The following is a 14,299-nucleotide window of genomic DNA, read 5'->3' on the forward strand; positions in this document are numbered from 1 at the left end:
ATCTTGGCCGGTGGCCGCCGTCGTACATTTACGACGGCGGCCGCTGGCATGGTGCCGTGCCCCCTGCGCAGATTTCCGTTCGCCCGGCGTACTCCTTGTGGTCACCTTCGCGGCATACGTTGAACGCGCCGTCGTTCGTACCGCCATTCACTGCCAAGGAGACCAATGTCCACGAGACGTCCCGTCACCGCTGCCCTCACCGCTGTCCTTCTGGGCAGCCTCGCCGTTGGTTTCGGCGGGACTCCGGCAGCCGCCGAGCCCGCAAAGGACCACGCCGTGGACCTGCGGGTGGCCACCTACAACCTGTCGCTGAACCGGGCAAGCGCGGGCGAGCTCGAGGCCGATCTCAGTACTCCGGACGACCCGCAGGCGCGCACCGTGGCCGAGGTCATCCAGCAGGCCAACCCGGACGTCATCCTGCTCAATGAGTTCGATTATGTGCCGGACATGCGTGCCGCGGACCTGTTCCGCGACAATTACCTGGCGGTGGGGCAGGGCGGTGCTGATCCCGTGGACTACCCCTATGCCTACGTGGCGCCGTCCAACACCGGGATCGCCAGCGGGTTCGACCTTAACAACAACGGCCAGGTGGCGGGCGGCGACGACGCCTTCGGCTTTGGTGTATTCGAGGGCCAGTACGGTATGGCCATCCTGTCGAAGTATCCCATCGCCACGGAGAATGTGCGGACGTTCCAGAACTTCCTGTGGAAAGACATGCCGGGTGCGCTCCTGCCGGACAACCCGGCGACACCCGAACCGGCGGACTGGTACTCCCCGGAGGAACTCGGGGTGGTGCGCCTGTCCAGCAAGTCGCACTGGGATGTTCCGGTGAAGGTGGGCAGCGAAACGGTGCACGTGCTCGCCTCGCACCCCACACCGCCCACCTTTGACGGCCCTGAGGACCGGAACGGCCGCCGCAACCACGATGAGATCCGGTTCTGGGCCGACTACGTCACCCCGGGCAAGGCCGCTTACATCGTGGACGACCAGGGCGAAAAGCGCGGGCTCCTGCCGAGCGAACAGTTTGTTATCCTCGGCGACCAGAACGCGGATCCGCTCGACGGCGACTCCGTGGACGCCGCGATCAACCAGCTGCTGGATTCCAAGCAGGTCACCGATCCGCTGCCGGCCTCCGCCGGTGCCGCGGAGGCGGCGGCCCTGCAGGGCGGGGCCAACGCCACCCATGAAGGCGGCCCACGCTATGACACCGCCGACTTCGCCGACACAGCGCCGGGAAACCTGCGGGCCGACTACGTGCTGCCCTCACGCAAGATCCGGGTGCTCGATTCCGGGGTGTTCTGGCCCACCCAGGCCGACCCGCTCTCGCGGCTGACCGGCAGCTACCCGTTCCCGGGCAGCGACCACCGCCTCGTGTGGGCGGACCTGCAGGTGCGCGCCTAACGGCTACGCCTCCCGTCCCTCCCGCTGGAACGCCCGCACGGCCTCACTCACTGTCGGGTAGAAGTGTTCGGGGGAGAAGCGGGCGCCCATGCCGTACTGCAGCAGCCTGTCCTTGACCGGGCCTTTGAGCTCGGCGAACACCAGGTCCACGCCATGCCGCTCGAGCCATTCGTCCAGCTGCACCAGCTCGTCCAGTGCGGTGGTGTCGATTCCCGTGACGGGCTCGGCGGCCAGCACCACGCGTTCCGTGCCGGGCGGCGCCTGGTCCAGTTTGCTGCGCACGAAGGATCCCAGGAGGGAGCCGTTGCCGAAGAACAGCGGTGCGTCGAAGCGCAGGATCAGCAGGCCGGGGACGCGTTCGCCTTCCGGGTGCCGGCTCACGTCGTGGTATCCCGGGACCCCTGGCACGTCCACCAGTTCGGCGCGGTAGGGGTCCCAGGCCCGGCGGAGGAAGTCCAGGATTGCCAGGCCGACGGCGACGGCGATGCCCGGAAGGACCCCGAGGATGGTGACCCCCAGGAACGCCGCGAGCATCACCAGCGATTCACTGCGGCTCATGCCGATCAGCCGCCGCACGCCGGCGGGGTCGGCCAGTGCCGTGGCCGCCGCAATGACAATGGCGGCGAGGTTGGCGGCCGGCAGGAACTCGGTCACGCCGGGCGCTAAGAGCATAAAACCGAGCACCAGGACCGCGCCGGCAACCCCTGTGAGTTGGGACTTCGCGCCGGCCTGCACGGCCACCGGAGTGCGGGACATGCTTGCTGAGACCGGGAAGCCGCCGAACAGTCCGCTGGCGGCGTTCGCCGCACCCAGGGCTGCCATTTCATGGTTGCCGGACACCCGGCGGTCGCCTGCCGCGGCCAGGGACTGGGACAGGGTCCCGGTATCAACGAAGACGATGAGGGCGATGGCCGCGGCGGCGGGCAGCAGGGCCAGGACGTCGGCCCAGCCGATGCCGCCGAGGGCCGGCGCGGGGAGCCCCTGGGGGAGTGCGCCGGTGACCTTCACGCGCTCCTGCAGTCCCAGCAGGGCCACTGCGATGCAGGACACCACCACCGCGATGAGCACGCCCGGAACCTTCCATTTCAGCCAGCGGGGAACCCAGATGAGTGCCAGTGAGGCCAGGCCCAGCAGCAGCGCCGTCACGTTGGCCTCGCCGGCCAGCACCTTCGGGGCGGCGGCGAGGAGCCTTTCCCAGGGCGTGCCGTCCGCCACGGAGATCCCCAGGAGCGTGGGGAGCTGGGACACGGCCACCAGCAGGGCGATGCCGTTGAGGTAGCCCAGCCGGATGGGCTTGGACAACAGTCCGGTGATGATCCCCAGCCGCAGGGCCGAACCGCACAGCAGGATGGCGCCGATCAGGATGGCCAGGAGGCCCGCCAGAGCCACCGATTTCTGGTCATTGTCAGCGGCCAGCGGAACCAGGGCCGCAACGATCATCGGGGCGAGCGCCGAGTCCGGCCCCAGCACCAGCACCCGCGATGGGCCCACTGCCGCGTAGACAATCAGCGGCACCACCGTCGCGTAGAGGCCGGTCACCGGCGGAAGGCCGGCGGCCTGGGCGTACGCCATGCCCGCGGGGACCAGGATCGCGAAGAGCGCGGCGCCGGCCACCAGATCGTGCCGCAGCCACTCGACCTTGTAGCCGCGCAGGGCCGGCGGGAGCCACCAGGAGGGGGTCTTTCCGGAGCGGCTCATCTTCAGATCATGGCCCACCAGTGCCCCTGCCCGCCATCCATGGCGGTGCACTGTGGGGAGGCGTACGACGGCGGCGCGGGGGTTCCAGCCGAGGGCGCCTATGGGCGGAGGAGCCTGAGGTAGCGTGGCACCTTTTCCTCGTAGACCGGGTACGACTGCGGAAACAGTTCGGCGAGGGTTGCCTCTTCCTCCAGGACAAACCGGTGCTCCACCAGCAGCTCGGGCGGCAGCAGCACAAGGGCCCAGGCTGAACCGGCCATGGTTCCCGCGCCGAGTTGAATGAGCCACCAGCCCAGATACATGGGGTGGCGAGTGATGGCGTAGGGCCCTGTGACCACCAGCTCGTCCGGCCGCTCCAGCTCGAAGGGGCCGGATGATCGCCGACGGCGTTCAGCCAGGGCCCACGCATTGAGGCCGACACCGGCGGCCACCAGTCCCGCCCCCGCCAGCCTGTGGGCGGACCGCGGGCCGGGCAGCGGCAGGGGACGGAGTCTGGCAAGGAGGAAATCAACGGCCATCGCCACCACCACCGCTGGCGGCAGCGGGAGGTTGTCATAGACCGTCTTCACGCGTCCCGCCAGGATGCGCAGGGAGCTGACCTCGGCTGCCATGCTTTCAGGGTAAGCCGCGCGGGCTGCGGGAGAGTGCTGTGACAACCAGCCAGGCCGTCCGCGGAACGGCCCAGAGTATGGCCAGTCCGAGCACCGGCACCAGCGAAACGCCGACGTCCGGGAACTGCCGGATGATCACCGGCAGGTCGGTGTCGAACCGGGCGGGTGCGTAGGCGAGGCACAGCCAAAGGACGAAGGCGTCCAGGGCCAAGGCAGCGGCCGCCCACGCCAGGGGACCCAGGCGCCCAAGGCGCGCAAACCGCCGTCGTACAAGGACTGAAAGTGACACCCACAGGCTCAGCAACTCCGCCGCCAGCAGCGCCACCGCGACCGCCCAGCTGGACTGCTGAAGCCAGTCCTCGGACACCACGGCGGGGACGGGGGAGTGCCCGTGCAGGATCCGCAGGATGTTCGTGTCGATGGCCTTGAGCCGGGACGGGGCTGCTGTGTCATTGCCGTTGATCACCAGGGCAACACCGAGGCCGGAGGCCGGGACCATGGCCAGGTAGGTGTGGCTGTTGCCCCATTCCCCCTGGTGCTCCAGCAGCAGCGGCACGTCTTGAGCAGCAGGGGCCGGGGCCGCGGGACCAGCGGAGTCCACGGCCTCCACCAGCGGCCGTGTGTACCAGCCCATGCCGTAACCCTTCGCCCCGTCCACGGAGGTCCGGGGCTGGAACATCTCCGCCACGCTGCCTGGTTCCAGGATCCGCGCGCCCCCGTACCGGCCGCCGTCGAGCAGTGCCGCCAACTCGCGGCCCAAGTCCTCCGCCGAGGCGTACATGGTGCTGGAGGGCATCCCCGCGGCCGGCGCCGGGACGTCGGTCCGGACCCAGAACGCGCTGAACCAGCGGGAGTAGCCCTCGGCGGCATCGTCCTCCTTGGCGGACGCCGCCGTCGTATGGCTGTGCACCATGCCCAAGGGCCCGAAGACGTGGCGGCGCACGTACTCCCCGAAAGGCTGGTTGCTGACGGCCTGCACCAGCAGGCCCAGCACGTTGTAGTTGGCGCTGGCGTAGTGGAAGCGCTGCCCCGGCTCCGCGGCCAGCGGTGAGTTGGCCAGTGCACGGACCGACTCTTCGAGGGCTTCCGGCTCCTGGTCCAGGGATGCTTCGAAGGCCGTCTCCCTGGAGGACATGCCGCTGGTCTGGTGGAGCAGGTGCCGGACTGTGAGGTTCGAAGACCGGGGATCGTCCATTGTGAACCACGGCAGGTAGGTCCGCACCGGTTCATCCAGCCGCAGCCGCCCGGACTCCACCTGCTGCATCACCGCGATGGCCGTCAGCGATTTGCTGGTGGACGCCAGCAGCACCGGCGTCTGCGGGGTCATCGGCCGCCCGGACGGGTCCGCCTTACCGAAAGCTGCGGAGTGCACCTGCCTGCCGTCACGTACGACGGCGATGGCGGCACTGGGAATGCCGAGGGTTTGGATCTGGTCCCTTAGGAAGGAGTCCACCGCGGCGTAGGCCTGTTCGGGATCGGGGGTTTCCGTGGCTGCCTTGGCGGGACTGTTTGCGGCTGTTGCGGGCGCGGCGCCTGTTGCGGGCGGGGCGCCTGGTGCGGGCGGGGCCGCGCGAGCGGCGCCAACGAGGGTCAGCTGGAAGCACACCAGCAGGCAGCACGCCAGCAGGCAGCGCGATGTCCAGGACATTGTCCGCATGGCTGCACCTGCTTCGGCTGACAGTTCCTTCACGGTAGGGCCTGGCCAGGCGGAAGACAACGCTGTCCGGCAGCGCGGAACGGATCTACGTCTTTAGCTCGGCGGCGGCGAATGAGACGGTGAAACGGGCACACCAGATGCTGACCGAGCTGTAGTCGTCCAGCACTGCCCCGGCCGGGATGTCGTAGTTCTGGTCGCCCTTGTTGGCCTTGAGCGCGCCCAGGTCGAGGTATGCGCCGTCATCGAACACATGCCAGCCCGCCAGGCCCTCGATCACCGGGGCATCGGTGAGCCATACCCGGAGGTCGGGACCGTCGGACGTATCAAGGCCTTCGAACCGAAGAATCCGGCTCCCGCCGGGGAGTTCCAGGATCCGCACCGTTCCCGAGCTGGCGTGTTCATGGCTGATGAGTCGGCCTGTTGCCAGTTCACGCGGGACGGCGGGGGCGGAGGGCGCTGCGGAGGGCGTTGCCGCGGGCCCCGCCGGTGCTGGGGCTGGCGGGGCGGCGGCCGGAACATCCTCGATCACGGTCGAACTGGTGAAGATGCGCCAGGGCTGGAACAGGTACAGTCCCACGGCAACCACGATGGCACCAACGAGCAGCACAGCCGGTATGACAACGCGCCTTCTCATACCCCGTCAACGACCGGATCAGGGGCGTCGTTCCGGCCGCGAGGGCCATTCCCATGCATCATCGGAGGGGCCGTCCGGGGTCCGAACGGGTACGTGCCCGATCCCTTCCCGTAAAGCCAGCGCCCCGGCCGTAATTGCCGAGTCGTGGACGGGTGGAGCCTGCGAGCGTAGGATTCCCAGCTACTTGGAATCGTGGTAGGTAGGGTCAACCGAGACCGCGCTGCCATGGGCAGTCGATCAACCAAAGCGGGGCCACGGACACAACCTTGGAGGCGCCCAATGTCAGCAGTACCGATCCGCAGAGCATCGCTGTTCGCAGCTATTTGGGCTTTCGGTACGACTGCCGCTTTCACCGTTTCCGGTTTTGCCTTTCATTTCCCCGGCGCCTTCCCACCCAATAACGGTGACTCCTTCAACGCGGATGGGTTTCTTGGAGCTTTAATCAACGGGATACTGACGGGCGCTGTGATCGGGGTCAGTCAAATGTTCCTGCTGCGGATGGTTGGCATTAGGAGTTGGCGGTGGGCGGCAGGCACCGTCGTCGGGCTGTGGCTCGTTCACACTATCGGAGATGTTTTCCCTGATGGTACGGCGTTGACACTTATGGCTCTTGTGGGCGGATTCCTGCTTGGTGCCCTGCAGTGGTGGGCCCTCGATTGGCCGGCAGGACGCGGCCTCCTTTGGCTCGCGGCCACAGCCGTCCCCTGGTCGCTGGGACTGTGGTTAAGCAGCCTATTGGCGGGGACCGACTGGAGAATGGAGCATATCCTGGCTGGTCTGATTTCGGGTGCCCTCACTGGGACAACCACGGCTGTGGCATGGCTCTGGATCCTGAATACCTCGAGATCGAAGGAAACCGGAACTAACGTCGCCGTATCAGGCTGAACCGAGTCCGGCCGTGACGAGTCGTCGGCCCAACCGAACGTGGGAGTGAACGTGGGCGCTGTCCTTCACCATGACGACGGCGGCGGGAGACACCGGGATGTTCGCACCAAAGAGAACCACGGCCAGAGGGCACGCAAGGAAGCAGCACGGCGACCAACACCTGGCACATCAACCTGACAAGAACTGGAGCAGCAGCCCTTCCAGCGGACTGATTTGTGGTGGACTGGTTTCGGATGGGCTGATCTTCGACCCCCTAAATTTCGACCCCCTAAATTTCGAACCACTAGATTTCGAACCCCTAGATTCCGCCGGACTGATTTCCGGGGCACTGATTTTGGGAGCACTGATCTCCGGGGCACTGTTTTCCAGTGGCAGGATGCCCGGCGGCCATTGTGGCGGCTCGCGGTCGGGTTGTTCGGCTTGGTACTGCCGCCCTGTGGGTGAGGTCCAGCCGGGTGGTTCGTCCTTGGTGGCCGAGGTCGGTTCCCAGCCGCTGTTGTGCTTGAGCCGGTGATGTTTTGGGCAGAGCTGTGCCAGGTTGCTGATCCCGGTGGTTCCGCCGTGTTGCCAGGCCTTGAGGTGGTCGGTTTCGTTGTCGAGGGCGTTGTTGCTGCAGCCGGGGAAAGCGCATTTGCCGTCCCGAAGATGCAGCGCTTTCCTCATGGCTTTGGTGAGTCGATAACTGGTGCGACCGATCTCCAGTGGTGTTCCGTCGTTGGGATCAAGCAGGACGCGGCGGAACGACCCGGCGCCGTCGGCGAGGAGTTGGCGGGCCATCGAGGCGGGGATGGGGCCGTAGCCGTCGAGCACGGCGGGTTCGTCGGTGAGTCCGAGGAGCGCGAAGAACGGAACGGTCACAAGTACGTCGGCGCGGGGCGTGGGGACCTTCGCGGCATCCATGTCAGGGGTGGGGTTGGGCGTGCTTTCGAAGGTGCCGGGCGCGGCGGGGTCCGGTTCTGCCGGTGCCCGGTTGCCCCGGCTGCCGGGATCGTAGCTGAAGCCCAGGTCTGTTGCGGGTTGGTCGGAGCCGACGAGCGTGGCCACGCCGATCATGTCCTCCGGCGCATCGCCCGGGGCGCAGCCGGTTCCCGTGGGATCCGTGGCTATTGCGCCGCGGTTGGTGAGGAGCCGGTGGGTGAGGATGTCGGGCCGGAGTTGGGTGAGGGTGCGGGGTTCGCTGGGGCCTTGGAGGCTTCGGGCGGTCGCGGTGAGGTCGTTAAAGATCGCCAGCGCCTGATCGGCGGGCAGGTACGCAGCGATCCAGGCCATCCCGTCACGGTCCGGCGTGAATTCCACGCGCCGATCGGCCACGCCCTTGCGGTGGCGCTGCTCGATCGACTCCGGGTGATGGCGTTCCCGCCAGCCCCGCACCTTTGCCCTTAACCGGGCCGGCACCATTTCCGAGGCGGGACAACCCCGGGCCGGGTTGGGCGCGTGGGGGTCGAGGAAGTGCGCCACCAGCGCGGCTGCGTCGGCGCGGTCCAAAGCCTCAGTTTCGTCGGTAAAAATCCGGGCCTGCTGCCAGGAGAGGCTGCCGGCGGAAAGGGCGTCCATGAGCGGCGGCATTGCACACACCTGCCGGGACTGGGTGACGAACGCGGACGCGGCACCGGAGCTGATGGTGAGGATCCCGGCGATCTCTTCAACGGTGGAGATCTCGGTGTAGGTCCGGTCGTGCAGGGGCGCGTCCGGCGGGGTCATCGCGTGCTGGAGGTCCATCGCCTCGGTGGCGGATCGGGCCTTCCGCGCCGCGGCCTGGGACTCCAGCTTCTTCTCCAGCCCCATCCGCTCGAGCCGGATTTCGTACGCCCTTTGCATTACATCGATTCCGTCCCCCGCGGTACCTGAGGCTCCGGCAGAAGCGAGGGCGGCGTCCTCGGCATCAAGCGCGGCGAGAGCAGCAACGGTGGCGTAGATCCCCTCCACTCCCGTTCCGATTCCCGCGCCGTTTTCCATAGGAATATCGTCTAACGGGGGTACGACATTTTGGCCGGCCGGCACTGGGCGGAACACACGCCCGCTCTCCCAAAGTGCGTGCCGCCGTCGTACTTCTTCCAAACAGCAACCGTTGTTGCGCTGGTCCGGCAGTGGCAAGATGGGCGGAGGCGCTGGGCTGCTGCCGGTCAAGGGGTAAGAAGGACGACGGCGAGTGCCCGGCTTGGTGAGCAAGGCGGCGGTGAGCGGGCCATGACACAGCACAGCGGGCGGAAGCGGCGGTTGCAGGTATCCGACGTCAATGTCGTCAATCGCCGCACGCTGCGGAAGGCGCTCGGCGGGACCATCGTGGGCAACACGATGGAGTGGTACGACGTGGGCGTGTTCGGCTACCTCATCACTACCATGGGGCCGGTGTTCCTGCCCGAGGCGGACAGGGCCGTGCAGAACCTGTTCCTGCTGGGGACCTTCGGCGCCACGTTCATCGCCCGGCCGCTGGGCGGCATCTTCTTCGGCTGGCTGGGCGACAAGATCGGCCGGCAGAAGGTGCTGGCCATGACGCTGATGCTGATGGCCGTGGCGACGTTCGCCGTCGGCCTGCTGCCGGGGTACTCCGTGCTGGGCATCTGGGCGGCGGTGCTGCTGGTGGTCCTCAAGCTGGTGCAAGGCTTTTCCACCGGGGGCGAATACTCGGGCGCCACCACGTTCGTCTGCGAGCATTCACCGGACCGCCGCCGGGGCTTCTACGTCAGCTTCCTGGACATGGGCAGCTACCTCGGTTTCGCGGCGGGCGGGCTGGTGGTGTCCCTCCTCCAGCTGGCGCTGGGGCAGGAGCAGATGGAGGCGTGGGGCTGGCGCATTCCGTTCCTGGTGGCCGGTCCGCTGGGCGCCGTGGCCGTGTACTTCCGGATGAAGATCGAGGAGTCAGCCGCCTTCAAGGCCACGCTGGAAGCCGAAGCCGTGGCGGCCAAGCACCCGGAGACAGGAGAGGACCTCCGTCCCGTGGGCCCGGTGGGGATACTGAAGGCGCACTGGCGGCCGATCCTGCTGGCCATGATCCTGGCCGCCGCTGCCAACACCGTGGCCTATGCGCTCACGTCCTACATGCCCACCTACCTCACCACGAACAAGGGGTACAGCGAGGTGGAGGGGACGCTGCTGACCATCCCGGTCCTGGTGGCGATGGCGTTGTGCATCCCGTTCACCGGGCTGCTTTCGGACCGGATCGGCCGCCGTCCCGTGCTGTGGATTGGGGCCTTCAGCACCGTGGTGTTGGCGGTTCCGGCGTTCCTGGCGATCGCCGCGGGGAGCCTCCCTATGACTTTGCTGGGCCTGGCCCTGATCGCCTTCCCGGTGGCGTTTTCGGTGCCGAACCTGGCCTCGGCGCTGCCGGCGCTGTTTCCCACCGAGCACCGCTATTCCGCGATGGGCATCGCCTACAACCTGGCAGTCGCCATCTTCGGCGGAACGGCACCGTTCATCATTGCAGCTCTCATTGGCCTGACCGGCGATGATATGGCGATCGCGTACTACCTCATGGCCGTGGCCGCCGTCGCCGCGGTGGCCATTTACTTCCTGCCCGAGTCGGCCCGGCGCCACCTGCCCGGCTCCATGCCCAGCGTTGAGTCTGTTGAGGCGGCGCGGCACTTGGTGGACACGCAGGACCACAACCCGCTGCTGGATGTGGACACCCTGCCCTTCGAGGACAGCTTCGAGATTGCGCGCGCACAGCACCAGGGGCGGCCGGGAAAGCCGACGGCCATGTGAGCAAGGGTGCACGACGGCGGCACTCACCGCTGCGGCGACGGGACCTGTTGTGGGCGGACGGGACAGTGCCACGCCCGCCCTTCAACGGCGGCTTCCGGTTACTCCGTGACGGCCACGGGAGCCGCATCGCTGTCGCGTGCGGCGGGGGTGCCGCGGCGGCGCCAGTAGGCGGCCAGCACCGCGCCGGAAACGTTGTGCCATACCGAGAAGATAGCGCCGGGCAGGGCTGATTCGGGAGTCAGGTACTGCCGTGCCAGGCCGGCGGCAAGGCCCGAGTTCTGCATTCCGACCTCGATAGCGGTGGTGCGCCGGGACGGAACCGGCAGCCCGCACAACCGGGCCGCACCGTAACCCAGGGCGTAGCCCAGACCGTTGTGCAGGATCACTGCCGCGAGAACCAGCAGGCCAGCTGAGAAGATGGCCTTTGCGCTTCCGGACACCACGGCAACCACCACGATGGTGATGGCAATAACCGAAATCCACGGAAGGGCGGGCAGCGCCCTGTTGACCAGGCGCGGCAGGAAGAGCCGGATCACAAGCCCCAGCAGCACGGGGAACAGCACAATCTGGACGATGGACCACGCCATGGACCCGGCGTCCACGGGCATGTACTGGCCAGCCAGCCAGAGTGCCAGCACGGGGGTCAGCAGGGGAGCGATGAGGGTAGAAACAGTGGTCATCGCCACGGACAGGGCCACGTCCCCCTTGGCCAGGTAGGACACCACGTTGGAGGCGGTGCCGCCGGGGCAGCAGCCCACCAGGATGACGCCCGCGGCCAGCGCAGGGGGCAAGGACAGTGCCATGGCGATCAGCCAGCCGAGGAACGGCATGATGGCGTACTGCGCCACCACGCCGATCACCACGGGAACGGGACGCTTGGCAATGACGGCGAAGTCGGGCGGCGTGAGGGTCAGCCCCATGCCGAACATGATGATTCCCAGCAGCGGGTTGATCCAGGGGGCCAGGCCTGTAAAAGCCGTGGGGGCGGCAAGCGCCACGGCGCCTCCGGCCAGGATCAGCAGGGGGAACAGGGTGACGGCCACGCGGGCGCTGCGTTCTTCGGCAGCGGACGCCGTGGAGGGTGTGGGTGATGAAGACATGGTTACCGGACTATCACAGTGAGAGTTGTGTTTCAGAATCAGCCGGGTTTGATGACGCGGCAAAAGTGCTGGTCAGACGTTCTTGTGCCCGTCGAGTGGCTACGTGCCCGTCCCCTCTGCGTGGCCTACCCGTGGGTATCCGTACGCAGAACCTGGCCAACAAGGGCAAGGCGCCCGCGTTCACCGACCCACTGACTGTTTCCCGTGAGAACCTGGCCAACACCACCTGGCGGCCGGCGAGCACACGGCCACCATCACGGCAGCCGATGTTTACGGCCGCACGTTCACGGAGGCCCTGACGTTCCAGGTCAACGGATGGGCGTCGTGTAGTTCGGGACGAACAGGAAGTTCTGACGGAGGCAACACACAGGGGAGGGGAACTGGATGGATCTCCTCCCCTGTGTGTTGAGGTGGCCGCGCCGGCAGCGTTCGACGACGGCGTGCCGGCTTCATTCCTGTTGGCGGCGACGATGGGTGCGGGGAGTCGGAGGGGAGTTAACGCGACGTGCCCGGTTGCGTCTTTGGCGGGGCATCTTTGTTCAGCGCCAAACCAGCGATAATCGCGCCGGCTAAGAGGAGTACAAACGGCGTTTGGAGAACTGAGCCCAAAAGCGCGAATCCCGAGTCCGCAATGGGCTTTGACGCCGCGATGAGGCAGGCAATGTCCATTGCCAGGGCCACCAGGTAGCCGGCGATGAAGATGACCATCACTGCGGGCGGCCGGTAGCCCTTGGTGAGGGCATGCACCGCGGCGTCGTACGCCAGGAACTTGAGTCCGATAAAGATCGGAGTGAAGGTCAGGAGGTCCAAGACGTTCACGTTTTCCGGGAATCTGCGGAGGGGAACGTTCGCGTCGCCTTGGTAAACGCCCTCGGAAAAGAACCACTGGGTGCCCAAGTGGATACCGATCAGCAGGGCCGAGAGCAGCCCGTACCGCAACCACGTTCCCCGCCGTGTCATCCCCATCGGCCAGTATGGCCATGTGCGCCAGGGGGTTTGCAAGGAACCTGCACCAAACTTGAGCCTCGGTTAGCGTCCGGCGTCGTTTTTCCGGGCCCGGGTTTGCGCCGACCTGGATCGGCGAGATGGTGCGGCGGAAAGGGGAGTAGCCGGGTTACAGCAAATCGTTTGGCCCGTGAACCGTTGGGCGGGCACCGTGTCTCGTCACGGCGAAGGCTCCGTCCGATGGGACGGAGCCTTCAGTCGGTTAGCGGATCAGGAACCCTGGTCCACTGAAACAACGATCTTGCCGCGGGTGTGCCCTTCCATGTTGGACCGGAAGGCATCTGAGGCCTTGTCCAGCGGAAAGACCTCGGCAACTTCCACCCGCATTTTTCGGCTGTCCACCATGTCGGCGAGTTTCTGCAGATCGGTCCCCAACGGCTTGACCCACATCCAGTCGCCTCCGTGCTCTTCCACTTCACTGTCGGCGATCGAGGCATGCCGGCCATCTTCGGCCAGCACGGCCAGCGTCGCCTCAAGGTTTCCGCCCACGAAATCCGCAACGACGTCCACCCCGTCAGGGCGCAACGCGCGGACGCGCTCGGCGAGGCCGTCACCGTAGGCGACCGGCTCGGCCCCCAGAGAGCGGAGGAACTCGTGGTTTTTCTCCGAGGCAGTGGCAATGACACTGGCACCCCGGGCCACAGCGATCTGGATGCCAAGGGAGCCCACGCCTCCGGAACCCCCGTGGATCAGGACGGTTTCGCCGGACTTCAGGCCCACACGGTTGAGAACCTGGTAGGCGGTCAGCCCGGCCAGCGGCAGGCCTGCCGATTCGTTCCACCCGAGCGAGGCAGGCTTCCGGGCCAGGAGCCGCTCCGGCAGCGCGATGTACTCGGCAAAACTTCCACCGTGGACGTAGTCCTTGCGGCCATAGGCGATGACCTCGTCGCCGGGCTGGAACTGCCGGGCGTCGATTCCCACTGACTCCACAACCCCTGCCACATCCCAGCCGGGGATGGCGGGAAACTGCAGATCCATGACGGCATCCAGATACCCGGCCATGATTTTCCAGTCCACCGGGTTGACCGCGGCCGCCTTGACCTTGACCAGGACCATTCCCGGCCCGACTTTCGGCATTTGCTGATCGCCGTATTCGAGGACGTCCGGGCTGCCGTATGAGCTGTAAGTGATTGCCTTCATGAGTGCGACAACGGTATGGAGGTGCTTCGCTATTCCAGCTGTCATCAGGAAGTGGAGCATCGCACGGCCACGTCAACCCCGGGAGCTTTCGATGACGGCGCCCGCTCTTTCTCCGGGCGTCCCCAGTCCGTGTCACGGGAGCCTGTCCCGCGTGTCGCCGCTATGGTCGGTTCATGGGCACCAAGCGGAACGGCGAGTTGGAAGGGCAGAGCTCCATCGACGAGTTGCTCGACGAACCCATTGGCGACAAGCCGATGCAGCTGCCGCTGCCGTTCCACCTCCAGGTCCGGTCGGGGGAGTTGCGCCGCGCGTCCTGATTTGCTGTAGAGGAGTAAGACAGTAGTGCCCGCCGAATTACGCTGCGATTTAGTCGGGCCGGTTGTTGGTTTTAGTAGGCGAACAGTGGGGCTGCCACGGAGTAGATTCCCCATAACCCGGCCGCGAGCAGGACGCCGAGGTAGGCAAG

The 14,299-nt window shown here is 66.8% G+C and carries 12 protein-coding genes and 1 pseudogene; 5 read left to right on the forward strand and 8 right to left on the reverse strand.

What is annotated here, in order from left to right:
* Positions 1-165: 165 nt before the first annotated feature.
* The gene (locus tag FHJ30_RS05520; protein ID WP_139028313.1) at positions 166-1,401 is read left to right on the forward strand and encodes an endonuclease/exonuclease/phosphatase family protein; all 1,236 of its coding nucleotides are present in this window, start codon (positions 166-168) and stop codon (positions 1,399-1,401) included.
* Between the two features lie 3 nt (positions 1,402-1,404).
* Here FHJ30_RS05520 and FHJ30_RS05525 read toward each other — a convergent pair whose 3' ends face one another.
* From FHJ30_RS05525 to FHJ30_RS05540, 4 genes are all read right to left on the reverse strand, one after another.
* Complete coding sequence (locus tag FHJ30_RS05525) at positions 1,405-3,099, reverse strand: SulP family inorganic anion transporter (protein WP_139028314.1); 1,695 nt, start codon at positions 3,097-3,099, stop codon at positions 1,405-1,407.
* A gap of 98 nt (positions 3,100-3,197) precedes the next feature.
* Complete coding sequence (locus FHJ30_RS05530; RefSeq protein WP_139028315.1) at positions 3,198-3,710, reverse strand: isoprenylcysteine carboxylmethyltransferase family protein; 513 nt, start codon at positions 3,708-3,710, stop codon at positions 3,198-3,200.
* Positions 3,711-3,714: 4 nt separating this feature from the next.
* Complete coding sequence (locus tag FHJ30_RS05535) at positions 3,715-5,400, reverse strand: serine hydrolase (protein WP_240793602.1); 1,686 nt, start codon at positions 5,398-5,400, stop codon at positions 3,715-3,717.
* Between the two features lie 52 nt (positions 5,401-5,452).
* On the reverse strand, positions 5,453-5,974 hold the full coding sequence (locus tag FHJ30_RS05540; protein WP_240793603.1) for a DM13 domain-containing protein: 522 nt from the start codon (positions 5,972-5,974) through the stop codon (positions 5,453-5,455).
* A 306-nt stretch (positions 5,975-6,280) separates the two neighbouring features.
* Here FHJ30_RS05540 and FHJ30_RS05545 point away from each other — a divergent pair, with 306 nt between their 5' ends.
* Both FHJ30_RS05545 and FHJ30_RS21965 read left to right on the forward strand, forming a co-directional pair.
* Positions 6,281-6,886: a hypothetical protein gene (locus tag FHJ30_RS05545; RefSeq protein WP_139028317.1), complete on the forward strand. Its 606-nt coding sequence runs from the start codon at positions 6,281-6,283 to the stop codon at positions 6,884-6,886.
* Between the two features lie 213 nt (positions 6,887-7,099).
* On the forward strand, positions 7,100-7,330 hold the full coding sequence (locus tag FHJ30_RS21965; RefSeq protein WP_395858319.1) for a pentapeptide repeat-containing protein: 231 nt from the start codon (positions 7,100-7,102) through the stop codon (positions 7,328-7,330).
* Here FHJ30_RS21965 and FHJ30_RS05550 read toward each other — a convergent pair.
* Positions 7,256-8,842 (reverse strand): annotated as a pseudogene (locus FHJ30_RS05550) (DUF222 domain-containing protein); the annotation flags it as partial. The gene FHJ30_RS21965 and the pseudogene FHJ30_RS05550 overlap by 75 nt on opposite strands.
* 231 nt (positions 8,843-9,073) lie before the next feature.
* On the opposite strand from FHJ30_RS05550, the gene FHJ30_RS05555 reads away from it, so the two are divergent.
* The gene (locus FHJ30_RS05555; protein WP_139028319.1) at positions 9,074-10,588 is read left to right on the forward strand and encodes an MFS transporter; all 1,515 of its coding nucleotides are present in this window, start codon (positions 9,074-9,076) and stop codon (positions 10,586-10,588) included.
* 98 nt (positions 10,589-10,686) lie between these two features.
* Here FHJ30_RS05555 and FHJ30_RS05560 read toward each other — a convergent pair whose 3' ends face one another.
* From FHJ30_RS05560 to FHJ30_RS05570, 3 genes are all read right to left on the reverse strand, one after another.
* Positions 10,687-11,688 carry a bile acid:sodium symporter family protein gene (locus FHJ30_RS05560; RefSeq protein WP_139028320.1) on the reverse strand — a complete coding sequence of 334 codons (1,002 nt, stop codon included), beginning with the start codon at positions 11,686-11,688 and terminating at the stop codon, positions 10,687-10,689.
* 495 nt (positions 11,689-12,183) lie between these two features.
* Positions 12,184-12,648 (reverse strand): hypothetical protein, encoded by a 465-nt coding sequence (locus FHJ30_RS05565; RefSeq protein ID WP_139028321.1) that lies wholly within the window; start codon positions 12,646-12,648, stop codon positions 12,184-12,186.
* Positions 12,649-12,903: 255 nt separating this feature from the next.
* Complete coding sequence (locus FHJ30_RS05570; RefSeq protein ID WP_139028322.1) at positions 12,904-13,833, reverse strand: NADP-dependent oxidoreductase; 930 nt, start codon at positions 13,831-13,833, stop codon at positions 12,904-12,906.
* A 173-nt stretch (positions 13,834-14,006) separates the two neighbouring features.
* On the opposite strand from FHJ30_RS05570, the gene FHJ30_RS21310 reads away from it, so the two are divergent.
* Positions 14,007-14,150, forward strand: coding sequence for a hypothetical protein (locus tag FHJ30_RS21310; protein ID WP_171058935.1), 144 nt, complete (start codon positions 14,007-14,009; stop codon positions 14,148-14,150).
* Positions 14,151-14,299: the final 149 nt, after the last annotated feature.

It is taken from the genome of Arthrobacter sp. BB-1, assembly GCF_006151685.1.
In the GTDB taxonomy this organism is placed as follows: domain Bacteria; phylum Actinomycetota; class Actinomycetes; order Actinomycetales; family Micrococcaceae; genus Arthrobacter.

Coding starts and splice junctions, on each gene's coding strand:
- FHJ30_RS05520 (WP_139028313.1), top strand. CDS start 166: ATGTCCACGAGACGTCCCGTCACCGCTGCCCTCACCGCTGTCCTTCTG.
- FHJ30_RS05525 (WP_139028314.1), bottom strand. CDS start 3,099: ATGAGCCGCTCCGGAAAGACCCCCTCCTGGTGGCTCCCGCCGGCCCTG.
- FHJ30_RS05530 (WP_139028315.1), bottom strand. CDS start 3,710: ATGGCAGCCGAGGTCAGCTCCCTGCGCATCCTGGCGGGACGCGTGAAG.
- FHJ30_RS05545 (WP_139028317.1), top strand. CDS start 6,281: ATGTCAGCAGTACCGATCCGCAGAGCATCGCTGTTCGCAGCTATTTGG.
- FHJ30_RS05555 (WP_139028319.1), top strand. CDS start 9,074: ATGACACAGCACAGCGGGCGGAAGCGGCGGTTGCAGGTATCCGACGTC.
- FHJ30_RS05560 (WP_139028320.1), bottom strand. CDS start 11,688: ATGTCTTCATCACCCACACCCTCCACGGCGTCCGCTGCCGAAGAACGC.
- FHJ30_RS05565 (WP_139028321.1), bottom strand. CDS start 12,648: ATGACACGGCGGGGAACGTGGTTGCGGTACGGGCTGCTCTCGGCCCTG.
- FHJ30_RS05570 (WP_139028322.1), bottom strand. CDS start 13,833: ATGAAGGCAATCACTTACAGCTCATACGGCAGCCCGGACGTCCTCGAA.
- FHJ30_RS21310 (WP_171058935.1), top strand. CDS start 14,007: ATGGGCACCAAGCGGAACGGCGAGTTGGAAGGGCAGAGCTCCATCGAC.